Source organism: Microbacterium sp. F2 (assembly GCF_052274505.1).
Lineage (GTDB): Bacteria > Actinomycetota > Actinomycetes > Actinomycetales > Microbacteriaceae > Microbacterium.
This window is the reverse complement of the sequence record NZ_JBNVBV010000006.1, coordinates 80,399-101,325: the sequence shown is the minus strand read 5'-3', so window position 1 is coordinate 101,325 and position 20,927 is coordinate 80,399. Positions and strand designations below refer to the sequence as shown.

General features: G+C 65.8%; 21 protein-coding genes. 14 read left to right on the top strand and 7 right to left on the bottom strand.

The window, feature by feature from the left end:
- Positions 1–4 precede the first annotated feature (4 nt).
- The 3 genes from ACQVDU_RS11715 to ACQVDU_RS11705 are packed head-to-tail and all read left to right on the top strand — an operon-like array spanning position 5 to position 3,008.
- On the top strand, positions 5–679 hold the full coding sequence (locus ACQVDU_RS11715; protein WP_443477200.1) for a LuxR C-terminal-related transcriptional regulator: 675 nt from the start codon (positions 5–7) through the stop codon (positions 677–679).
- Complete coding sequence (locus tag ACQVDU_RS11710) at positions 676–1,935, top strand: sensor histidine kinase (RefSeq protein ID WP_443477199.1); 1,260 nt, start codon at positions 676–678, stop codon at positions 1,933–1,935. Before ACQVDU_RS11715 ends, ACQVDU_RS11710 begins: the two co-directional genes overlap by 4 nt.
- Positions 1,932–3,008: a hypothetical protein gene (locus tag ACQVDU_RS11705; RefSeq protein WP_443477198.1), complete on the top strand. Its 1,077-nt coding sequence runs from the start codon at positions 1,932–1,934 to the stop codon at positions 3,006–3,008. The genes ACQVDU_RS11710 and ACQVDU_RS11705 overlap by 4 nt, the downstream gene beginning before the upstream one ends.
- Positions 3,009–3,251: 243 nt before the next feature.
- On the opposite strand, the gene ACQVDU_RS11700 is transcribed toward ACQVDU_RS11705, so the two are convergent.
- Both ACQVDU_RS11700 and ACQVDU_RS11695 read right to left on the bottom strand, forming a co-directional pair.
- Entirely contained in the window at positions 3,252–3,491 is a 240-nt protein-coding gene (locus tag ACQVDU_RS11700; RefSeq protein WP_292711702.1) for an acyl-CoA carboxylase epsilon subunit, read from the bottom strand.
- A 6-nt stretch (positions 3,492–3,497) separates the two neighbouring features.
- The gene (locus ACQVDU_RS11695; protein WP_443477197.1) at positions 3,498–5,087 is read right to left on the bottom strand and encodes an acyl-CoA carboxylase subunit beta; all 1,590 of its coding nucleotides are present in this window, start codon (positions 5,085–5,087) and stop codon (positions 3,498–3,500) included.
- A 229-nt stretch (positions 5,088–5,316) separates the two neighbouring features.
- On the opposite strand from ACQVDU_RS11695, the gene ACQVDU_RS11690 reads away from it, so the two are divergent.
- From ACQVDU_RS11690 to ACQVDU_RS11680, 3 genes are read left to right on the top strand one after another with little or no spacing between them, the layout of a single operon-like run.
- Positions 5,317–6,108, top strand: a complete 792-nt coding sequence (locus ACQVDU_RS11690) for a biotin--[acetyl-CoA-carboxylase] ligase (RefSeq protein WP_443477196.1) — start codon at positions 5,317–5,319, stop codon at positions 6,106–6,108.
- An 18-nt stretch (positions 6,109–6,126) separates the two neighbouring features.
- Entirely contained in the window at positions 6,127–6,702 is a 576-nt protein-coding gene (locus tag ACQVDU_RS11685; RefSeq protein ID WP_331790523.1) for a PH domain-containing protein, read from the top strand.
- A 33-nt stretch (positions 6,703–6,735) separates the two neighbouring features.
- Positions 6,736–7,917 carry a 5-(carboxyamino)imidazole ribonucleotide synthase gene (locus tag ACQVDU_RS11680; RefSeq protein WP_443477268.1) on the top strand — a complete coding sequence of 394 codons (1,182 nt, stop codon included), beginning with the start codon at positions 6,736–6,738 and terminating at the stop codon, positions 7,915–7,917.
- A gap of 27 nt (positions 7,918–7,944) precedes the next feature.
- On the opposite strand, the gene ACQVDU_RS11675 is transcribed toward ACQVDU_RS11680, so the two are convergent.
- Positions 7,945–8,790, bottom strand: coding sequence for a nitroreductase family protein (locus tag ACQVDU_RS11675; RefSeq protein ID WP_443477195.1), 846 nt, complete (start codon positions 8,788–8,790; stop codon positions 7,945–7,947).
- Positions 8,791–8,870: 80 nt separating this feature from the next.
- Here ACQVDU_RS11675 and ACQVDU_RS11670 point away from each other — a divergent pair, with 80 nt between their 5' ends.
- The 5 genes from ACQVDU_RS11670 (at position 8,871) to ACQVDU_RS11650 (ending at position 12,665) form a co-directional block, all read left to right on the top strand.
- The gene (locus ACQVDU_RS11670; protein WP_341577856.1) at positions 8,871–9,119 is read left to right on the top strand and encodes a ribbon-helix-helix domain-containing protein; all 249 of its coding nucleotides are present in this window, start codon (positions 8,871–8,873) and stop codon (positions 9,117–9,119) included.
- On the top strand, positions 9,116–9,538 hold the full coding sequence (locus tag ACQVDU_RS11665) for a TA system VapC family ribonuclease toxin (protein ID WP_341577857.1): 423 nt from the start codon (positions 9,116–9,118) through the stop codon (positions 9,536–9,538). Before ACQVDU_RS11670 ends, ACQVDU_RS11665 begins: the two co-directional genes overlap by 4 nt.
- 111 nt (positions 9,539–9,649) lie before the next feature.
- Complete coding sequence (gene purE, locus ACQVDU_RS11660; protein ID WP_292712144.1) at positions 9,650–10,117, top strand: 5-(carboxyamino)imidazole ribonucleotide mutase; 468 nt, start codon at positions 9,650–9,652, stop codon at positions 10,115–10,117.
- A complete protein-coding gene (locus tag ACQVDU_RS11655; RefSeq protein WP_443477194.1) occupies positions 10,114–11,583 on the top strand; it encodes an LCP family protein in 1,470 nt (489 codons plus the stop codon). The genes purE and ACQVDU_RS11655 overlap by 4 nt, the downstream gene beginning before the upstream one ends.
- The gene (locus tag ACQVDU_RS11650) at positions 11,580–12,665 is read left to right on the top strand and encodes a glycosyltransferase (protein ID WP_292732981.1); all 1,086 of its coding nucleotides are present in this window, start codon (positions 11,580–11,582) and stop codon (positions 12,663–12,665) included. Before ACQVDU_RS11655 ends, ACQVDU_RS11650 begins: the two co-directional genes overlap by 4 nt.
- A 61-nt stretch (positions 12,666–12,726) precedes the next feature.
- Here the strand turns inward: ACQVDU_RS11650 and rfbD are convergent, their stop codons facing one another.
- Together rfbD and rfbB are read right to left on the bottom strand one after the other, a co-directional pair.
- Positions 12,727–14,139: a dTDP-4-dehydrorhamnose reductase gene (rfbD, locus tag ACQVDU_RS11645; protein WP_292732983.1), complete on the bottom strand. Its 1,413-nt coding sequence runs from the start codon at positions 14,137–14,139 to the stop codon at positions 12,727–12,729.
- Positions 14,136–15,134, bottom strand: a complete 999-nt coding sequence (gene rfbB / locus ACQVDU_RS11640) for a dTDP-glucose 4,6-dehydratase (RefSeq protein ID WP_292732985.1) — start codon at positions 15,132–15,134, stop codon at positions 14,136–14,138. The genes rfbD and rfbB overlap by 4 nt, the downstream gene beginning before the upstream one ends.
- A 57-nt stretch (positions 15,135–15,191) precedes the next feature.
- Between rfbB and rfbA the strand changes: the two genes are divergently transcribed.
- The gene (gene rfbA, locus ACQVDU_RS11635) at positions 15,192–16,064 is read left to right on the top strand and encodes a glucose-1-phosphate thymidylyltransferase RfbA (protein ID WP_292732987.1); all 873 of its coding nucleotides are present in this window, start codon (positions 15,192–15,194) and stop codon (positions 16,062–16,064) included.
- Positions 16,065–16,142: 78 nt separating this feature from the next.
- Positions 16,143–17,060, top strand: a complete 918-nt coding sequence (locus ACQVDU_RS11630; RefSeq protein WP_292732989.1) for a glycosyltransferase family 2 protein — start codon at positions 16,143–16,145, stop codon at positions 17,058–17,060.
- Positions 17,061–17,079: 19 nt separating this feature from the next.
- Here the strand turns inward: ACQVDU_RS11630 and ACQVDU_RS11625 are convergent, their stop codons facing one another.
- Together ACQVDU_RS11625 and ACQVDU_RS11620 are read right to left on the bottom strand one after the other, a co-directional pair.
- Positions 17,080–17,823, bottom strand: coding sequence for an ABC transporter ATP-binding protein (locus tag ACQVDU_RS11625; RefSeq protein ID WP_292732991.1), 744 nt, complete (start codon positions 17,821–17,823; stop codon positions 17,080–17,082).
- Entirely contained in the window at positions 17,807–18,673 is an 867-nt protein-coding gene (locus ACQVDU_RS11620) for an ABC transporter permease (protein ID WP_292732993.1), read from the bottom strand. The genes ACQVDU_RS11625 and ACQVDU_RS11620 overlap by 17 nt, the downstream gene beginning before the upstream one ends.
- Before the next feature lie 103 nt (positions 18,674–18,776).
- Here ACQVDU_RS11620 and ACQVDU_RS11615 point away from each other — a divergent pair, with 103 nt between their 5' ends.
- On the top strand, positions 18,777–20,927 hold the full coding sequence (locus tag ACQVDU_RS11615; RefSeq protein WP_292732995.1) for a glycosyltransferase: 2,151 nt from the start codon (positions 18,777–18,779) through the stop codon (positions 20,925–20,927).

Here is a 20,927-nt window from a genome sequence, read left to right as displayed (position 1 = left end):
CCCCATGACGCGGGTGGCTCTGATCGATGACCATGAGTCCGTCCGCTTGGGGGTAGAGGCGGCGTGTGTGACAGACGGGGGTCCCGAGGTGGTTTTCTCGGGAAGCACTGTCACCGAGTATGTCCGCTGGAGGCGTGCCACGAGCGCTCCGCCGGTCGATGTGGTTGTGCTCGATCTCACCCTGGGCGACGGGACGACAGTACGAGAGAATGTCGGGCGACTTGTCACCGACGGGTCCAGCATCCTGGTGCACTCGGTGGCCGATCGGCCCTCGGCCGTGCGAGAAGCCCTCCTGGCCGGCGCGATCGGCGTCGTGAGCAAGGCCTCGCCGATCGACGACGTGATTTCGGCGATCCACGCCGTGGCCAACGGCGATCCGCTGAACAACGTCGAATGGGCAAGCGCCATCGAGGGTGACCGCGAGTTCGCCGACGCACAGCTGTCGGCGCGAGAACGAGACGTGCTGCGTCTGTATGCCGCCGGCTTGCCTCTGAAAGCTGTTGCGGAGCGCCTGGGCATCGCGTATTCGACGGCGAAAGAGAACATCAGCCGCGTGCGCGTCAAGTACGTCGAGGTCGGGAGATCGGCCTCGACGAAGTTCGACCTCATCCGCCGCGCACTGGAAGATGGCCTCGTCTCGGCTGACGGGTTCGCTGCCGGAGCATCGGACAAGCGATGAGCGCCGACACCCACCCCCGCGAGCGAGCGCTGGCCGCCGCGTGGGCGCAGATCCCCCTTGCCCACGATCCGACGGCGGGCCTCGGCTCGTTCACCCGGCGGCGGATCGAGCGGATGATCAGCATCGTCTTGGCGGTCGGATCGCTTGCCCTCGGTGCGCAAGCCTTCGTCGCGGCGCTGGGCTCGGTGCAGGAGCCCGAAGCTTGGCATGTGGCCTTCATGGTCGCGAACTTCGGATCGCTGGCGGCCCTGCTCGTCACCTATGTCGTGGGTCGAAGCATCGCACCCGCCGCCATCACCTTCTGCGCCGTCTTCGTCGCGACGCTCGTCGCCTGGCCCTTCGTGGTGGCGGGGCAGGACATCCCGCCGTCCGATCCACCGTGGACATGGTTCCTCGTCAGCGTGGTCACAGCCTCCTCCATCATGTTCCTGCCGTTGGTGTGGCAGATGGCGTGGACGATCTTCGTGCCCGTGCTGTTCGGGATCACCCGCTTGGCCCAGGCCGGATTCGCCGTCGATTTCTGGTGGCCGACGCTGCTGGACGTGTCCTTCGCCATCATCCTGGGTGGGGTTTTTGTGACCTTGGGGTGGATGTTCCGGTCGATCGCCGACAACGTCGACGAGTCCCGTCGCACGGCGGTGGAGACGTACACCGCTGCGGCGGTCACCGAAGCGGCTGAGAGCGAGCGCGTCGCTGTCGCCGCTCTCATGCACGACAGCGTCCTCGCAGCTCTCATCGCCTCTGAGCGTGCGCAAACCCCCCGGGAGCAGGGTCTCGCCGTGGCGATGGCGCAGGAGGCATTGACGCGACTCGCGAACGCAGAAACCGATGCGGGTCTGGGCAGCGATTCGCCACGACCTTTCGGGACGCTCGTTGAAGAAGTGGAGCGTGGTGCGCGCGGGCTCGGTGTCGATCTTGTCGTGGAACGCGCGTACGGCCATGACGCGCCCGAGATCCCCGGTCGGGTCGCGAACGCGCTGATCCTCGCGGCTATGCAGGCGATTGCCAATTCGATCGAGCACGCCGGCGGTATCGGCTTGATGGTCTGCGCGCGTCAGGAGCCTGACACCCAGCGACTGCACCTCGAGGTGCAAGACCTCGGCGACGGGTTCGATCTCGACACGGTCCCGGACGATCGACTCGGAATACGCGGATCGATCATTGCTCGGGTGGCAGCCGTCGGCGGCACCGTGCACATTACGTCCGACTCGAGCGGGACGCTCGTGCGCCTTACGTGGCAGGGGGCCCGAGCATGATCAGTGTCCGCCGCCTGCTGATCGGTTTGGCCTTCGCGTTCACGGCCTACCTTGCCGTGCGCGGGCTGTGGTGGACCGGTCCGTTCACCGAGCCACTGGTGCTCGTCGCTGCCGTCGCACTCTATGTCGTGACCACCGGCGTCGCGCTGCTGTGGGGCAACCGCGACCCCGAAGACGACGATGTGACGCCGGCCGCACCCGGATTGGCGCCGGGCGCATCATCCGACCGGATGCCGCTTGCAGCCGCGCTCATGGCGTTGGGAACGACGGTCATCGTCCCCAACGCGCTGTCGCTGGCTGTGCCGCGGGAGGCGATCGAAGAACCGTACGTCGTCTGGTATCTCGGTGGCATCGGCGCTCTGATGGTCATCGTCATGGTGAGGCGTCGCCCGATCTTCGCGTGGGTGGGCATCGGTCTCCTCGCCGCCGTCTCGTGGTACTGGCTCGGCATCCTCGATGCGCTCGAGAAGGGTCTTGTCGGCTCGATCCTGTGGGTGGGGTTGGCGCAACTGCTGGTGATGCTGACAGATCGTGCTGCCAAAGACACGGCGAAGCTCGTTGAACTGCAGCGCGCGGCATCGGCGTGGCAGGCAGCCCACACCGTGCGTCAGCGGGAGCGCCGCGTGCAGATTCAGCGAGCATTGTCGGTTGCAGGTCCGGTGCTTGCACGCACGATCGCGCAGGGCGGCGCATTGACCCCCGACGAACGCGTCGAGGCGCGACTTGCCGAAGGGAGTCTGCGCGACGAATTGCGCGGAGCTCGCCTGCTCGACGATGCGGTGCGCTACGAACTTGAGTCAGCCCGCCGCCGTGGCGCGACGGTCACGGTCCTCGACGAGGGAGGCTTGGACGGCATCGACCCCGAGAGTCTGGCAAGCATCCGCGAACGTCTGGTCGCCGCGCTGCGCTCGGCACAATCGGACCGGCTCTACATCCGCACGTCCCCGCACGAGAGCGTGGCAGTAACGGTCGTGGGTCGCTCGGATGCGGGCCGGGGCCTGAGCGACGAAGACACCGTCGACCTGTGGACCGAGATCACTCGACTCCCCGGGGAGCACGACGCTCGGGAGTGAACGTCCTCCGAAAAGGATGGTGGGGGTGGACAGATGGTCCACCCCCACCGGTGCGGACGGTTACCCGAAAACCGGCCGCGTGGCCGAACCTGGGCCGCGTCACACGAGAGGTGACGGCAGTTCAGCCGAACGCTACTGCGTTCCAGCTGTTCCAGTCTTGCCGAGTCGCAACGATTCGTCTGTAGGTATTTTGGGGGACAAAATTGGACTGCCCGCAAACCAGGCCAATTCTGTCGGCGCGGGTCAACAGGGCGTGCGGTTCCAGCCCAGTTCGCGCCGGAGCGGCTCCCGCAGTGCCCGCTGCGAGAGTGCCCAGGCCGACCGCTGAGGCTCGTCGGCGACGGCCTCGGCGTGCTCGGTGACGTAGTGCTCAGCCACGACGGCGACGACTGCCGCGATCTCTTCGGCAGTCGCGTCGCCGCGCACGATGTTGATCGGCACGGCGGGCTCGCGCTCTTCGGGCCCTGATTCTCGGGTACTCATCGCGTCCTACAGCGGGATGTTTCCGTGCTTCTTCGGCGGGAGGCTTGCGCGCTTGCCGCGCAGGGACCGCAGCGCTTTGGCGATCGACACGCGCGTCTGGGCCGGTTCGATGATCCCGTCCAGCTCGCCGCGCTCGGCGGCGAGGAACGGGGATGCCACGTTGTAGGTGTACTCGTTGGCAAGCCGCGTTCGCACGGCAGCGACATCCTCGCCGGTCTCGCTGGCCCTCTTGAGCTCGCCCCGGTACAGGATGTTCACCGCACCCTGGCCTCCCATGACCGCGATCTCGGCGGTTGGCCAGGCGAGGTTGACGTCGGCGCCGAGTTGCTTGGATCCCATGACGATGTACGCGCCGCCGTAGGCCTTGCGCAGGATCACCGTCACGAGCGGCACTGTCGCCTCGGCGTACGCGTACAGCAGCTTGGCGCCACGGCGGATCACTCCCGTCCACTCCTGGTCGGTGCCTGGAAGGTATCCCGGAACATCGACGAGGGTCACGATCGGAATGGAGAACGCATCGCAGAAGCGAACGAAGCGGCTGGCCTTCTCGCCGGCCTCGATGTTGAGGGTGCCCGCCATCTGAGAGGGTTGGTTCGCGATGATGCCGACCGTCCGTCCCTCGATCCGGCCGAAGCCGATCACGATGTTCGGGGCGAACAACGGCTGCACCTCGAGGAAATCCCCGTCGTCGACGATATGGCCGATGACGTCGTGGATGTCGTAGGGCTGATTGGCCGAGTCCGGGATGATCGCGTTCAGAGTGCGGTCGGCATCCGTCGTCTCCCACTCGAACGGGCTCTCGTACTCGGGGATCTCCGCGAGGTTGTTGTCGGGGAGGAAGCCGAGCATCGTGCGGACGTAGTCGATAGCGTCGTCTTCGTCTTCTGCAAGGTAGTGCGCGACCCCTGACCTGGTGTTGTGGGTGTAGGCGCCGCCGAGTTCTTCCATCCCGACGTCCTCGCCGGTGACGGTCTTGATCACATCGGGGCCGGTCACGAACATCTGGCTGGTCTTGTCGACCATGATGACGAAGTCAGTGAGGGCGGGGGAGTACACGGCGCCACCGGCGGCGGGGCCCATGATGATCGAGATCTGCGGGATGACACCCGACGCCCGCGTGTTGAGGCGGAAGATCTCGCCGTATTTGCCGAGGGCGACCACACCCTCCTGGATGCGCGCGCCGCCGGAATCCAGGATGCCGATGATCGGCATCCCGCAGCGGAGGGCGAGCTCCATGACCTTGATGATCTTCTCGCCGGCTACCTCGCCGAGCGATCCGCCGAAGGTCGAGAAGTCCTGTGCGTAGACCGCTACCGTGCGGCCATGGATCGTGCCGGTGCCGGTGACCACAGAGTCGCCGTAGGGGCGCGATTTGTCCATCCCGAACGCCGTCGTGCGGTGGCGCACATATTCGTCGAGCTCGGTGAAGCTGCCGGGATCGACGAGCAGCTCGATGCGCTCGCGGGCCGTGAGCTTGCCCTTGGCGTGCTGCTTCTCGCGGGCTGACTCCTCGGCGGAGACGACAGCCTCGTGGTAGCGCGCGCGCAGGTCGGCGATCTTGCCGGCCGTCGTGAACAGGTCGTTGTCGTCGGTCACGCCTCCACACTATCGGCGTGTCGCGGGAAGCCCTTGGAGACCAGCGACAACGCGCCGCGGCATCCGTTATGCCTTTCCCGATGCGGAGGCGGTGGTCATTGCCCTCCCGGAGGTAGGCGATATCCCCGGCGTAGGCCATTTGGTGGGGGAATCTGCCTACCTCCGCGATTTCTCCTACCGTGACGATTCGCGTCGGGGTGGCCGAGACCGGCGGCCCTACAGTGAACGGATGCAGGCAGTCGACTTTCCGCGGGCGGCGATCATTGCGGGCCGGCTGGATGTGGTCGCCCACACCGGGTCCACGAACGCCGATCTTCTGGTGGCGGTGGCGGGAGAGCCTGATGCCTACCCCCACCTGTCGGTGCTGATCACCGACGACCAGCGGGCAGGACGAGGGCGCCTGGATCGCACGTGGACTGCACCGGCCGGCGCTGCCCTGGCGATCTCGGTTCTTGTCCGCGTACCCGGCATCCGCACCGACCGGCGCGGGTGGGTGCCACTGATCGCCGGCGCGGCGATGACGCTCGCGATTCGGGGTGTGTTCGCGCCTCCAAACGAAGGAGACGGCTCACGCGTGGCGCTGAAGTGGCCGAACGACGTTCTCATCGACGGCGCAAAGGTCTGCGGAATCCTGTCGCAGATGGTTCCGGGGAAACCTGATGCCATCGTCGTCGGGGCGGGGGTCAATACGCGGATGACGCCCGGGCAGCTCCCCGTGTCCACGGCGACCTCGTTGGCGATCGCCCGAGCAGACGTCGACCTGGATCGCCTGCTCGCCGACTATCTGCACGGTCTCGACCGGATGCTGGAAGCTGCAGAGTCTGCCGACGGTGGCGCCGCTGTTCGCGACGAGGTTCAGCGGCTCTGCGGAACCCTGGGGCGCGAGGTTCGCGTCATACTGCCCGACGATCATGTGTTGGAGGGCCGCGCGACCGCGCTCGACGACGCAGGTCGGCTGGTCGTCACGGTGGGTGGTGAATCGGTGCCGGTCGCGGCGGGGGACGTCATCCATGTCCGCTGAGACCGCCACAATGGGGGTATGTCGCTGCAGCCGGGCACCGGGTCGTCGGGGTACTCCCTGTCGCCGAGTTCTGTCGGGCGACCGCTGGCGCCCGCGCCCGGCGTCTCGACGCCCGAACTGCTGATCGCGAAGATCCGCGGCCGACGGCCTGCGCTGATCCTGTCGGCGATCGTCCTGATCGGCGTCGCCGCAGCCGCCGGGTATTTCTACGACAACCTTCCGGCACCGTTCGAGAACTGGATGCTGCTGGCAGCAGCGGCTGTTGTCATCTTCGTGCTCGTGTTCCTGCCGTTCCTGGCGTGGCGTGCGCACGTCTACACGATCACGACGCGTCGTGTCATCGAGCGCAGCGGGCTGTTCGTAACCCGGCGGCGCGAGCTCGCGCACGTTCGCGGGTACTCGGTGCAGATGCGCCGCGGGCCTCTGCAGCGCCTGGCCGGCAGCGGCACGCTCATCCTGTCCAACGGTGTCGACGCGCCGATGCGGATGACCCGGGTTCCCCAGGTGGCGCTCGTTCACGAAGTGCTCATCGACCAGGTCGAGGTCAATCAGATCCTCGCCCACCGAGACGGTCAGGCGCCGCCCGAGTCCTGAGGCGATCCGGGCCCGCGGGCCACCGACGCCGTGATCCGGCCGGTTCGCGACAGAATGGATCCGAACGGGAGGACTGCTATGACCTATCGCGTCGGTGTGATCGGCGGCGGACAGTTGGCGCGAATGATGATCGCGCCCGCTGTCGAACTCGGCGTCGAGATCCGGGTGCTCGCCGAGCAGGAGGGGATGGCGGCAGCTCTCGCGGCATCCGCTGTCGGCGACTACCGAGACGCCGACACCGTGCTCGCGTTCGCGCGCGAGGTCGATGTCGTCACGTTCGACCACGAACACGTGCCGCAGCAGGTCCTGCGCGCGCTCGTCGACGCGGGCGTTGCCGTACACCCCGGCCCCGACGCCCTCCGCTACGCGCAAGACAAGCTGCTGATGCGCACGCGGCTGCAGGAGATGGGGATGCCGCAGCCCGACTGGGCTGCCGTCACCGGTCCCGATGAGCTCGCCGCCTTCCTCGATGCACACGGCGGTCGGGCCGTCGTGAAGACGCCTCGGGGTGGATACGACGGCAAAGGTGTGCGGGTCGTCTCGACGCCAGACGGCGCTGCCGACTGGTTCACGGCGCTCGCCGAGGATGCCGGGGGCGGCGCGCTACTGGTCGAGGAACTCGTCGAGTTCACCCGAGAGCTCGCGCAACAGGTCGCGCGCACACCATCGGGCGCGGTTCGCGCGTACCCCGTCGTCGAGACCGTGCAGCGCGACGGTGTCTGCGCCGAGGTGCTCGCGCCGGCGCCGAGCGCCAGCGCTCGCCTTGCTGCGACAGCTGCCGAGGTCGGCGAGCGGATCGCCGAGGGGCTCGGTGTCACCGGGATGCTCGCGGTGGAGCTCTTCGAAACCGCCGATGACCGCATCCTCGTGAACGAGCTTGCGATGCGCCCGCACAACAGCGGTCACTGGAGCCAGGACGGTGCAGTGACGAGCCAGTTCGAACAGCACCTGCGTGCCGTTCTCGACCTTCCGCTGGGGGATACGTCGCCTGTCGCGCCCTGGTCGGTGATGATCAACATCCTCGGCGGACCCAGCGAGGGCGGCCTGTCAGAGAGGTTCGCGGCGGCGATGGCGCAGCATCCGTCTGCCCGCATCCACACCTATGGCAAGGAGCCGCGCCCGGGACGCAAGGTCGGGCACGTCAATGCTTTCGGTGCCGATCTCGATGATGTCGTCTACGACGCGCGTGCGGCAGCCGCTTTCTTCCAGGACTGACCCGCCGGGAGATGCCGGAACGGATGCCTAGTTCGAGGGCAGGCCGCGTCCGGTGAGCCAGGCGCGCATCCGGTCGCGCCCGTTGAGCCCTTCCGCATCCTTCACGCGACGGATGACGGCCCGGCTCCATCCGGTCGGGCGGCCCTGGCTCGCGTGGTAGGCGGCGATCTCGGAGTCGTAGGCGGCGATGTCGGCATCCGTGATCGGGCTGTAGCGCTCGCGGGAATGCACGGCACCCGGCGCGAGACGCGGTTTGATCCCCGCGGTGTCGGCGGGATCGGGGTATCCGACCGCGAGGCCGAATGCGACCATCGCTCGGGCGGGGAGCCCGATCAGCTCGGCGGCGCGCTCAGGGTTGTTGCGAACCGACCCAAGGTAGCAGGTGCCGAGTCCGAGCGACTCCGCTGCCACGACGGCGTTCTGCGCGGCAAGCGCAGCATCGACGAACGCGACCAGGGTGGATTCGAGGTAGTCAGCGGCTGTATCCGACTCGCCCTCGGCCGCCGCGATCGCCGAGGCCCGGGCCCAGTCTGCGACGAACAACAGGATGACGGGAGCGTCAGCAACGAAGGTGCTCGTGCCGACCTCGTCCACGAGGGCGCGCCGGGTGGCGGCATCCCGAACCTCGACGACGCTCCACAACTGCAGGTTCGAGGAGCTGGCCGCCGACTGGGCGGCAGCGACCATCGCGGTGATCGCCTCGTCGCTGACCGGCGCGTCGGTGAAGCTGCGCACCGTGTGGTGACGCAAGAGCCCTGCCAGCGTTGCCGAGTTGAGCGCGGCCGGCTCGGTCAGCTCGGGAGCCGCAGCGCCATACCGGGCGCGCAGCAGAGCATCGATGTCGTCCGCGATGCTGACGTGTTGTTCTGTCATCAGATCCCCTATCTTGCCGAGCACCTCCTATCTTGCCGAGTGCTGAGAGGTGATGCGCGTGATGCTCTAGAATCGGCATCATGCGCACCACGCTTTCCATCGATGACGCGCTACTTTCGCGCGCCAAGAAGCGCGCAGCCGACCGGGGCGTCACCCTCGGCGCCTTTCTGGATGACGCCCTGCGTGCCTACCTCGTCGAGAAGCCAGAGACCGCGGCTGTCGTCGACCTGCCCTCTTTCGAGGCTGGCGGAGTGCTGCCGGGGGTAGACGTCAGCTCCAATCGAGCGCTCTACGACCTGCTCGATGAGGACGAGTCGGTATCCCCGTGATTCTGGTCGATGTCAACGTTTTGGTTGCTGCCAGCGCCACCCGACATCCGGACCATGAGCCGGCCAGACGTTTCCTCGTGGAGCGTCTGGCTTCGGATGAGGTGCTCGTCCCCGATGCGGTGTGGTCAGGGTTTGTACGAGTGGCCACGAGCCGTCGAGTCTTCGAGAAGCCGTTGACACTTCCCGAAGCGGCCTCCTACGCCAAAGCCATCACCCGGGCTCCGGGCTACCGGTCTGTTCCCGGCCTCACTGACGGGATCGAGCCGTTCCTCGACATGTGCGTTGCTTCCGGTGCGATCGGAAACCTTGTGTCGGATGCCTACATTGCGGCAGTCGCCCGTGCCCACGCGTGCCCGGTCGCAACTTTTGATCGTGACTTCGGTCGCTTCGAGGGCATCGACGCGATCCGCCCTTCCTGACGGATTCTCCCTTCGGGGGTGCCGTTCCGGGCAATCCCCAGCCATGCACCCTAGCCTGGTCCGGTGACCGCTGCGCTCCACAGTTCCCCCGCCCCGCTCGTCGGTGTCGTCATGGGCTCGGACTCCGACTGGCGCGTCATGAGCGATGCGTCCCAGGCGCTCACGGACTTCGGCGTGCCCCACGAGGTCGAGGTGGTCTCGGCCCACCGCACGCCCGACAAGCTCATCGCCTACGGGCGCGAGGCACGGGGCCGCGGCATCCGTGTCATCATCGCGGGAGCTGGCGGCGCCGCGCACCTGCCCGGCATGCTCGCCTCGGTCACCGCGCTGCCGGTGATCGGCGTTCCCGTGCCGCTGGCCACCCTCGACGGACTCGACTCGCTCCTGAGCATCGTGCAGATGCCCGCCGGCATCCCGGTGGCAACGGTGTCGATCGGCGGGGCCCGGAATGCGGGGCTGTTGGCAGTACGGATGCTGGGAATCGCCGACCCCGCTCACGCCGATGCCATCGAAACGTACGCGCGCGAACTCGAGGGCGTCGTCGAGGAGAAAAACCGGCGGCTCAAGGAGGCGCTGTGAGCGTCGCCAGCCCCCCTCGCATGACCGGAGCGCAGCAATCCGTGCGTCGGCCGGTGATCGAGAACCGCCCGCTTCGCTACCCCAACGCGGCATCGCGGCCGATGATGACGCGTCGAGCGTGGTGGTTGCTCATTCTGAACTTCCTGATCCCCGGATCGGCGCAGGTTCTCGCGGGAAACCGGCGTCTCGGCCGGTTCGGTCTCGGTGCGACCCTCTTCGGCTGGACGTTGATCGCGGTTTCGATCGTCACGCTCCTGCTCTGGCAGCAGGCGTTCGTCGCGATCGCCACGAACTGGTTCGTGCTGCTCGGCGTGCAGGCGCTGCTGTTCGCCTACCTGCTCCTGTGGATCATCCTCACGATCGACACCCTGCGCCTCGTGCGTCTCGTGCGCACCGGGTCGATCACGCGATTCGCTGTCGCGCTCGTCGGTGTCGGGGCTCTCGTTCTCGCCGGCAGCGGCGTGGTCTGGGCATCCGATCGGCTCGTGGGCGTGCGCGATTCGTTCGGCACGATCTTCGCGCAGTCTGGGCCGTCGGTGCCACCGTCGGACGGTTACTACAACATCCTTCTGCTCGGCGCCGACAGCGGCGAGGGTCGCGACTCGATGCGCTACGACAGCATCTCGGTCGTCTCGATCAACGCCGACACGGGAGCGGTCACCATCACCGGCATCCCGCGTGACTTGGCGCACGCACCGTTCGCTCCCGGCCCGATGCAGGACCTCTACCCGGACGGCCACACCGGTCGTGTCGATCCGACCTGCGGCTGGTCGAGCGGAATCAACCAGCTGCGCACCGAGGTCGAGGTCTGCCGCGATGGCAACGCCCTGTACCCGGATGCCGTCACCAACGGGTCTGAGCCGGCCATCGAGGCGACCAAAGACGCCGCTGAAGGCATCCTCGGGATCGAGATCCCCTATTACGTGTTCATCGACATGCACGGTTTCGCGGCACTCATCGATGCTCTCGGTGGTGTCGACATCGAGGTCGCCGAGCGCCTGCCCAAGGGTGGCGGCCCCGCCTACGACGGCCAGCCGGCCGAGGAATGGGCGATCGGGTGGATCGAGCCGGGACTGCAGCACATGGACGGCGACACCGCCCAGTGGTACGCCCGCTCGCGGTACACCACGAGCGACTGGGACCGGATGCTGCGCCAGCGCCAGCTGCAAGGAGCGATCCTCGCCCAGTTCACTCCGATGAACGTCCTGAACCGCTTCAACGACGTGCTCAGCGCGGGCACGGCGATCGTGCAGACCGACATCCCGCAGTCGATGATCCCGTACTTCGCCGAGCTGGCCCTGAAGTCGAAGGAGCAGCCGGTCACCACGATCGAGCTCACACCGAGCTCGGTCGGCGGCATCGGCGTCATCCCCGAAGAGATGTCGGCCGACGACTTCGCCTTCGTCCGCGACTATGTGCGTCAGGTGCTGCATCCTCCGACACCGACACCCACACCCGCCGCATGACCACCACGCTGAGGGTGGTGCTCGATCAGTTGGTCGTGCCCACCGATCCCGATCTCGCGATGGCGTCACGCGAACTCACGCGCGCGCTCATCGCATCCGCACCGCGAGGGTGCGAGGTCGCCGCGACCGTCCCCGCGGCCGGTGAGGATGCCCTCGGAGCGGTCAAGGCGTTGGACGGGCTCGCTCGCGTCGATGTCTCTCCCATCCCGCGCCGTGAAGCGGCGACCGCAGTGTCGCTGGGACTGCCCAGCGGGCTCGGCGCCGGCATGGTGCACTCTCCGACGCTGTTCGCGCCGCTGGTGCGTCATGACCGGGTTCACAACCACGATCAGACGGTCGTCACGATCTGGGACCTCACGCCCTGGACGCACCCGGAACGTCTGCCCAAAGCGAGCGTCGCCTGGCACCGCGCGATGCTCAAGCGAGCGCAGCGGTACGCGGATGCCGTCGTCGTACCCTTGCACGCCATGGCGGAGGAACTCAGTGAACGCACGAAGCTCGGGGATCGGCTACGCGTGATCGCCGGTGCCGCGCCGGAGGGGTTCGCCGAGCCGCGCGACGCGGTCGGACGCCGCCGTGAGCGAGGGGTGCCCGAGGGGGCCGTCGTCGTCGATGGGGCGGGGGTCACGCCGGAGGCACTGGGTGAGCTCGTCGCCGCATTGGGGCGGGAAGCGGCGGAGACGCCTGTCGTCGTTCTCGATCCTCCGCCGGGCATCGCGGAGGTCGCCGGTTCGGCCATCCTTGTTCCGGCGATGGATGCGGTCGATCGCGCAGCAGCGATGGCGTCGGCATCCGTCCTCGTGGCTCCGGGCGAGATGCCCTCCTACGGATGGCGTGTGCTGGAGGCCCTCGCCCTCGGCGTTCCCGTCGTCGCAGCAGCATCACCGGCTCAGCACGAGCTCGTGGGCGAGGGGGGAACGCTCATCGAGGGTGGAGCGGATGCCCTCGCGGCATCCGTCGTGCCGCTTCTGGGGCCGAACGCCGAACGCCGCCGCGCTGCCACGCTTGCCGCCGACCGCGGGCGGGCCTTCTCGTGGCGCGAAGCCGGCGAGCGGGTGTGGCAGCTGCATGCCGAGCTGTGAGGGTGATGCTTCCTTCGTCGATGTGTAGGGGGAGCTCGGCACCCATGCCGCGGACTTTCCGTTAGCTCAGGTAGAGCGCGAGTGACTCACGCCAATCGGGTGTGGTGAATCCGGTGGTGTGGAGTTTGGTGAGGTCGAAGGTGCTGTTGGTGGGTCGTGGCGCGACGGGGCCACTGGCATTCGCGAAGTAGTCGGTGGTGCTGACGGGCCTGACGCGTTGGGGGTCGTGGCCGGTGATGTCGTAGACGGTGCGGGCGATGTGGTACCAGGTCGTGGGCTGACCGGACCCTGTGAGGTTGTAGGTGCCGTGGGGGGCGCCGGTGTCGACGAGATGTCTAATGCCTGCGGCGATGTCGGTGGTGAAGGTGAGGCGTCCTGTTTGGTCGGCGACGACGGTGGGGTCGATCCCGCGCTCGGCGAGGGAAGCCATGGTGCGGACGAAGTTGTGCCCGTCGCCGATAACCCAGCTGGTGCGGATTATGTAGTGGCGGGGGACGGTGGCGACGATCTGGTCGCCGGCGGCCTTGGTTTGGCCGTAGACCCCAAGCGGTGCGATCGGGTCGGTCTCGGTATAGGGGGTCTGGGAGGTGCCGTCGTAGACGTAGTCGCTGGAGACGTGGACGAGGGTGATGCCGTTGTCGGTGGCGATGCGGGCGAGGTGGGTGACGGCGGTGACGTTGGCGGCCCATGCGTCGCGCCGGCCGGTGGGGGTTTCGGCGGTATCGACGGCGGTGTAGGCGGCGGCGTTGATGATGGTGTCGTAGTCTCGCCACCGACGGGCCGTCTCGAGGTCGGGACTGGTGAGGTCGAGGTCCTCGCGGGTGGCGTACTCGATGTGGGGGGCGTCGCCGAGCTCGGCGCGGAGGGAGCGGCCGAGTTGCCCGTTCGCGCCGGTGATGAGGATCCGTTTCGGACCGATCGGGGTGACGCCTGCGAGGCGGGGGTGGTTCTTGTCTTTCTCGCTGATCTGGACCTGGTCCAGGGGGATGGGCCAGTCAATGGCGGCCGCTTCGTCGGCGAGGTTGAGGAAGCTGTAGGTCGCGATGGGGGACCAGTGGTCGTTGACCAGGTAGGTGTAGGCGGTGTCGGGTTCGAGAGTTTGGTAGGAGTTCCCGACCCCGCGGGGGACGAAGATCCCTTTCGACGGGTCGAGTTCGGTGGTGTAAACGGCGCCGAAGGTGGGGCCTTCACGCAGGTCGACCCACGCGCCGAAGATCCGCCCGGTCGCGACCGAGACCCATTTGTCCCAGGGCTCGGCGTGGATCCCGCGGGTGGTGCCGACCGCATCGTTGAACGAGATGTTGTTCTGCACCGGCCCGAAATCGGGCAGGCCCAGCGCGGTCATCTTCTCCCGCTGCCAGTTCTCCTTGAACCAGCCCCGCGCGTCTCCGTGAACCGGGAGGTCGACGACGACCAGCCCCGGGATCGGGGTCTCGGTCACCTGCAGCGCCTTGCCGTACTCAGTCACGCTCACTGCCCCTTGGCGGCGTAGAACGCCTCGACGCCGACCTTGGACGGCGCCCACCAGTCCTCGTTGCTGCGGTACCAGTCGATGGTCGCGGCAAGGCCCGCTTCGAAGTCCCGGTAGCGGGGCACCCATCCCAGTTCGGTGCGCAGTTTGGTGGAGTCGATCGCGTACCGCAGGTCGTGCCCTGCTCGGTCGGTGACGTGATCGTACGCGTCAGCATCCTGACCCATCAGGGTGAGGATCAGCTCGACCACCGTCTTGTTGTCCTTCTCCCCATCCGCGCCGATCAGGTACGTCTGCCCGATCTCACCCTTCTCCAGGATCGTCAGCACCGCCGAGGAGTGATCATCGGCGTGGATCCAGTCCCGCACGTTCTGTCCAGCCCCGTACAGCTTCGGGCGGATCCCGCGGATTACGTTCGTGATCTGCCGGGGAATGAATTTCTCCACATGCTGGTACGGCCCATAGTTGTTGCTGCAGTTGCTGATGGTGGCCTGTACACCGAAGCTACGCACCCACGCCCGCACGAGCAGATCGCTCCCAGCCTTCGTCGACGAGTAGGGCGAGGAGGGGTTGTAGGGGGTGTGTTCGGTGAACCGGTCGGGATCGTCCAGTTCCAGATCGCCGTAGACCTCGTCGGTGGAGATGTGGTGGAAGCGGGTCCCGTGCTTCCGGGCAGCCTCCAACAGCGTGTACGTCCCGACGATGTTCGTATCCAAGAACGGACGCGGATCATGCAGGCTGTTGTCGTTGTGTGACTCCGCCGCGTAATGCACGACGGCGTCGGCATCCGCGACCAGCGGATCCACGACCGCAGCATCCGCGATATCACCGACGACCAGTTGCACCCGGTCTTCGGGAAGCCCCTCCAGTGACGCGCGGTTCCCCGCATACGTCAACTTGTCCAGCACCACCACCCGGTCCTCCGAGTGCCCCACGACATGATGCACGAAGTTCGACCCGATAAACCCCGCACCACCCGTAACCAGAAGCGTCCGCATCGCTCCAGGATAGAGCGCACATTTGTTGCATCTGCTGCGGTGAGCGAGACTGGAGACATGCGCGGCATCATCCTCGCGGGAGGCACCGGCTCGCGGCTGCACCCGATCACCCTCGGAGTATCGAAGCAGCTTGTCCCGATCTATGACAAGCCGATGATCTATTACCCTCTGTCGACCCTCATCCTCGCCGGTATTCGAGACATTCTGATCATCACGACCCCCCAGGACGCGGATCAGTTCCAACGCTTGCTCGGCGACGGGAGTAGGTTCGGGGTTTCACTCAGCTATCGGGCTCAGCCGTCTCCGGACGGGCTTGCCCAGGCCTTCATTCTCGGAGAAGACCATATTGGCTCCGATTCCGTCGCCTTGGTGCTGGGCGACAACATCTTCTACGGCCAGGGGATGGGGACGCGGCTCCGGCAATACAACACCCTGAGCGGCGGTGTGGTGTTCGGGTACTGGGTCGATGACCCTACCGCGTATGGGGTCGTCGAGTTTGACTCAACCGGGATCGCGGTTTCGCTCGAGGAGAAGCCGGTAGCGCCCAAGAGCAACTATGCCGTTCCCGGCCTGTATTTCTATGACAATGACGTCGTCCATATCGCGAAGGGACTGCGCCCATCGCCTCGGGGCGAACTAGAGATCACCGATGTGAACAAGGAGTACCTCGCCCGGGGCAGCCTCAAGGTCGAGATCCTGCCCCGCGGTACCGCCTGGCTGGACACAGGGACCTTCGACTCCATGAGTGAGGCGACAGACTTCATCCGCACCGTGGAACGACGCCAGGGCCTGTCGATCGGGTGTCCTGAGGAGGTGGCCTGGCGAATGGGCTTCCTCACAGATGACGAACTACGCGCACGAGCCGAGCCGCTCGTGAAGAGTGGATACGGCGTCTACCTGCTCAAGGCGCTCGATCACGGTAGACGATGACTGCCCATCGGGCGACACGGCTCGCGGGGGCGCACTCGCGCCCGGGGGCTCTGAGACAACAACAACTAGGCTGACCGAGTGAGCTCACGCGTATCGGTGATTGTTCGGACGAAAGATCGACCGTACTTCCTCGCGAGGGCGCTCGCCGATATCGCTGCTCAGTCGCACGACGAACTCGATGTTCTCGTCGTGAACGATCAGGGCGACGAAGACGCCGCTCGTGCTGTCGTCGCTTCGTCGCCGCTAGCAGGTCGCACCCGCGTGTTGGCGACGTCTTCCCCGGGTGGTCGCTGCGCTGCGGCCAACCTGGGAGTCCGTGCCGCAACAGCGGATTATGTCGTACTGCACGACGATGACGACCTTTGGCATCCGGACTTCCTCGCATCGACGGTGGCCTACCTTGACGCGCATCCCATGGAGGCCGGCGTCGTGGTGCCGACCGAGATCATCTACGAGCGTGCAGCTGATGGTGGTTGGCTCGAACAGCGGCGGGAGCCATTCTGGCCGGGGCTCTCCTCGGTGACTTTCACGGAGCTGCTCGAGATCAATCGGGCTGTACCGATCTCTGTGCTGTACCGACGTGCCATCCACGACGATGTCGGGTATTACGATGAGTCGCTCGAGACAGTCGAAGACTGGGATTTCTACCTGCGGCTGACACCACGGCACTCGCTGGGCTTTCTTGCCGGACCTCCGCTGGCTTACTGGACGCAGCGTCCCACTGCTCGCGGGAGTGACGGCAATAGCATGTTCGAGCTCGCGGGAGCGCATGAGCGTGATGACCTCGCTGTGAGGGACGCGGCGCTTCGAGCCTGGGTGGAACGAAATGGCGCTGGAATGCCTCTCTTCATTGCCAGTATCGAGAGGCGCCTGCGCGAAAGCTTTGCGCGCGAACTCTCGGAGCAACTCGACCGGCAGCGCGAGGTCCTGGTTCGAGAGATCTGGGACCGGCACCCGGTGTGGCGCCGTGTCCGCCGTGTGCTCCGGCGACGCTGAGGTCGACGCGCGAATACTCTCAGGCTCGCATCGCGGCGACGGCAAGCTTGCTGTCGCCGTCGAAGCTCACCTTGCCGTCGCGAAGAAGAATGCCGCGCGCACAGAGGCCTGACACCATATCGAGATCGTGTGACACCACGACGAGGGATTTCCCTTGCTCATGAAGTTCGCGGATACGCGCAATGCACTTCTTCTGAAACGGTTCGTCACCAACCGACAAGATCTCATCGATCAGAAGGATGTCGAGCTCTGTGTGGATCGCGACGGCGAACGCGAGGCGCAAGAACATTCCGGAAGAGTAGTGCTTGACCTCAGTGTCGATGAATCGCTCGATCTCGCTGAACGCGACGATCTCATCGAATCGCTGTTCGGTCTCACGCTTGCTCATCCCGAGGATCGCGGCGTTGAGGAAGACATTCTCCCGTCCCGAGAGGTCGGGGTGAAAACCTGCTCCGACTTCGATCAGGCCGGCGATGCGGCCACGGGTGAGGACCCGTCCGGAGTCCGGAGTGAGCACCCCCGAGATGAGCTTCAGCATCGTTGATTTGCCTGAACCGTTGAACCCGAGAAGTGCGACGGAATCGCCCTGGTCGATCGTGAACGACACCCCATCCAAAGCATGAAAATCGGTCGACACGGGCTTTCTCTTGACCGTCGCAACGAATGTCTCTTTGAGCGAGTGAGTGTGGCGAAGCCGGAAATTCTTGTGAACGTCGTCTACCACGATCGCTGCGCGCGCGTCCCGATCAGAGTTCCTGGGCAAAACGACCCTCCAGTCGCCGGAAGACCAACTGTCCGACCACCACTGTCAGCAATGAGATCAGGAGAGCGAGACCCGCAAATGTCCACAGGTCAGGAAGAAGCTGTCCATTCTCAGGGTTCAACGGGAACCAAAAGCCTGCGTGGAAGAGCTCGACAGCGACAGTGAGGGGGTTCAAGCAGTAGATCAGGAAGCCGACCTCCCCGAGTTGTGGCCGCACCATCGACCACTGATACATGACAGGTGATGCCCACATCGCACACATCACGATGATCTCGACGAAACTCTGCGCATCACGGAACGCGACATTGATGGCGCCGAAAAGGAGCCCCAGCCCGGTGGAAAGCAGCGCGACGATCAGCAGTCCACACAGAATGGCTGCGACCGCGATCGGAGAGAACTCCCAACCGATGACGAGCGCGATCGCCCAGACGACGATGACCTGGGGGATCGTGTTGATGATCGCGACGAGCATGCTCGACACGGGGAAAAGCTCCCTCGGCAAGTAGATCTTCTTGATCAGCGCAGCGTTGTCGACGATCGAGCGGGTGCCGTTCGTGAACGCCTCGGTGAAGAACGTCACGGCCGTCATACCCGCCAACAAGTACACGGGGTAGTACCCGACCGAACTGTTGAGATTCAGAAAGATGCCAAGAGCCACGAAGAAGACGGCGAACTGAATCAGCGGCTTGACGTAGGACCAGAGCCAGCCGAGGACCGACCCTCGGTAACGAATCTGCACCTCTTTGCGCACCAACAACATCAGCAGATGCCGTCGGCGCAGCACGTCGATCAGGCCGAGCCCCGTACCGGGGGGACGCAGGTCGGCGCCGGAGAGCGTTTCGTTCGTCATGGATCCCTCAGCGCGTCAGCGGAACACGCAACCACAGCATCCTAATCTGCCGTGTGAGGATCGTGGACCGCTGCGCGAAGTGGCGTGCGGCTAGCATGGTGCGGTGCCGGAAGGAGTCGATGTGCGTGTGCGTATCGAGATCGTCATTCCGGTGTGGCGGCATGGGCGAGAGGCCGTCCCGACCGTCCGCTCGCTCCTGGAGTCGGCGGAGGCAGCCTCTGCGGTGGCGCAGACATCGCTTGTGCTGGCCGTCGCGCAGTCATGCGCGGATGGGCTCCCTGCGGTGGTGCGCTCACACGCTCGTGTTGTTCTCATCGGCGATTCTGACGCCGCGGTTCTCGCGGGCCGGGGCCTCAGCCAGTCCACGGCTGACGTCGTCGGGGTCGTGGAGGCGGGTGATCTGGTCGGGGTGGATTGGCTCAGTGCTGCGGCGCGAGTCGCACGCGGTGAGGTCATCCGCCCTGAGTTCATCGTGACGTTCGGCCAGCGGACAGGAATCGGACGTCAGCCGACCTCGCATGGGATCGACCAAGTCTCGCGGCTGCTTGCGCACGTCGATGTGTGGGCCTCAATTTTCGCTGCACGCGCCGACACCGTTCGGCAGGCAGTCGCCGCCGGTGATCTGCGCGGAGGGTCTCTCGCGCTTGCTGCTGCTTTCGCCGAGGAGGGGATAGCGGTACGCACTCCGATCGGTAGCGTCGGATTCATCCGTCGATGGGGCTCGGAGCACCCTTTTTGGCGAGCCGGGCCAGTTCTCGAGAGAGTGCCGCTCCTCACCGACAAACGGTTGGCGACAGATCCGCCGCCCTTACCCGTGCGTGCCCTACGTCCCGCGCGAATTCTCCGAGTCGCCGGCCGCCTCGTCAAACCCTGGCGTGACGCACTGTCATCCTTCATGCGCCGCAGCCGCCCGCGTCCTGTGCCCACGAGCGTGCTCGCAGAATGGGCAACGCTGAACAGCATTGAACCGCTCCTTCCCTACCCGCGCAAAGATACCGGGGCATGGATCGAGCGGTGGGGTCCTCCCACGCCCCAGATCGTTCGTGAATCCAGCGCCTACCTGCGAATCATCGATGCATTACCGTCGTCGATCGACTATCTCTACTTCGCCCCATGGCTCCGGACCGGTGGCGGCGATTCCGTGCTCATTGAATACCTGTCCTCGGTGAAGCGCCAGGACCCGCAGGCGAGCGTTGTTCTGTTGACGACTGAGCCGGTCATCTCGACGCGGCTTGACCAAGTGCCCGCTGGCGTGAGCACCGTAGAACTCGCGCCATTGCTCGCGCGTGGGGTGCCGCGCGACGCATTCGTGGAATGGATCGTTCCTCAACTCATCGCTCAGTACCAACCGCATACGGTCCATGCGTTCAACAGCACGGTGGGTTTCGACGTCATCGAGCGTCATGGCCCCCGACTGAGTCAGCACTCTAACCTCTTCCTCACGAGCTTTGCGATCGATCGCAGCGAAGACGGCGAGGCTCTCTCCGTGATGTTCCTCCGGACACCCGGCTTCTTGGATCCGGTATCGAAGGTGCTCGTCGACAGCCAGAGTTATGCAACTCGTCTGGTCCACGAACACGGCTACGCGCCGGAAAAGTTCCTGGTCCAGCGCAGCGTCGTCTCGTCGGCGCGACGGTCTGCCTCCGCTCCTCGTGACGAGGCGGCCGATGTCCTGAGGGTGTTCTGGGCTGGGCGGTTCGACTTGCCCAAGCGGCTCGACATCTACGCCGCACTTGCCGCTCGGGCGGCGGAACGGAATATGCCGATCGAGTTCCACTTCTACGGACAGGAGGTCATGGGCTCCAGCGGCCTCTCCGAGTCCCTGGCTGTGCTCGACGCTGCGGGCGCTGTTCGTCACCCGCCCTACGCCTCATTTGCTGAGCTGCCACTCGAGGTCTTCGGCGCCTACGTCCTGACCAGTGAGTGGGAAGGGATTCCGTTGACCGTCCTCGAAGCGATGTGCGAAGGTATCCCTGTCGTGGGGCCGCTTGTCGGAGGTGTAGGAGAAGTTCTGAGCGACTTGACCGGCTATCCGATCGGCAGGTTCGACGACATCGAGGCGTATCTCGATGCTCTCCTGGCTATCAGGAACAACCCCCGAGATGCGAGGGGGCGTGCAGAGTTCGCGAAGGCGCGAGTCTCCGAAGAGTTCTCCGTCGGGGCCTTCGATGCTCGCCTGACCACGCTTGTCGGGTACTTCCGTGCGGTCCAGGGTTCCGAGGCTGACGCTTCGGCAGCCTCGTCCCTCAGTTAG

What these genes read in the sequence shown, in the direction of transcription:
- rfbB (WP_292732985.1), bottom strand. Translation starts at nt 15,134, where the DNA reads ATGCGGACGCTTCTGGTTACGGGTGGTGCGGGGTTTATCGGGTCGAAC.
- ACQVDU_RS11715 (WP_443477200.1), top strand. Translation starts at nt 5, where the DNA reads ATGACGCGGGTGGCTCTGATCGATGACCATGAGTCCGTCCGCTTGGGG.
- ACQVDU_RS11650 (WP_292732981.1), top strand. Translation starts at nt 11,580, where the DNA reads ATGACCACCACGCTGAGGGTGGTGCTCGATCAGTTGGTCGTGCCCACC.
- ACQVDU_RS11705 (WP_443477198.1), top strand. Translation starts at nt 1,932, where the DNA reads ATGATCAGTGTCCGCCGCCTGCTGATCGGTTTGGCCTTCGCGTTCACG.
- purE (WP_292712144.1), top strand. Translation starts at nt 9,650, where the DNA reads ATGGGCTCGGACTCCGACTGGCGCGTCATGAGCGATGCGTCCCAGGCG.
- ACQVDU_RS11690 (WP_443477196.1), top strand. Translation starts at nt 5,317, where the DNA reads ATGCAGGCAGTCGACTTTCCGCGGGCGGCGATCATTGCGGGCCGGCTG.
- ACQVDU_RS11710 (WP_443477199.1), top strand. Translation starts at nt 676, where the DNA reads ATGAGCGCCGACACCCACCCCCGCGAGCGAGCGCTGGCCGCCGCGTGG.
- ACQVDU_RS11675 (WP_443477195.1), bottom strand. Translation starts at nt 8,790, where the DNA reads ATGACAGAACAACACGTCAGCATCGCGGACGACATCGATGCTCTGCTG.
- rfbA (WP_292732987.1), top strand. Translation starts at nt 15,192, where the DNA reads ATGCGCGGCATCATCCTCGCGGGAGGCACCGGCTCGCGGCTGCACCCG.
- ACQVDU_RS11685 (WP_331790523.1), top strand. Translation starts at nt 6,127, where the DNA reads ATGTCGCTGCAGCCGGGCACCGGGTCGTCGGGGTACTCCCTGTCGCCG.
- ACQVDU_RS11670 (WP_341577856.1), top strand. Translation starts at nt 8,871, where the DNA reads ATGCGCACCACGCTTTCCATCGATGACGCGCTACTTTCGCGCGCCAAG.
- ACQVDU_RS11700 (WP_292711702.1), bottom strand. Translation starts at nt 3,491, where the DNA reads ATGAGTACCCGAGAATCAGGGCCCGAAGAGCGCGAGCCCGCCGTGCCG.
- ACQVDU_RS11620 (WP_292732993.1), bottom strand. Translation starts at nt 18,673, where the DNA reads ATGACGAACGAAACGCTCTCCGGCGCCGACCTGCGTCCCCCCGGTACG.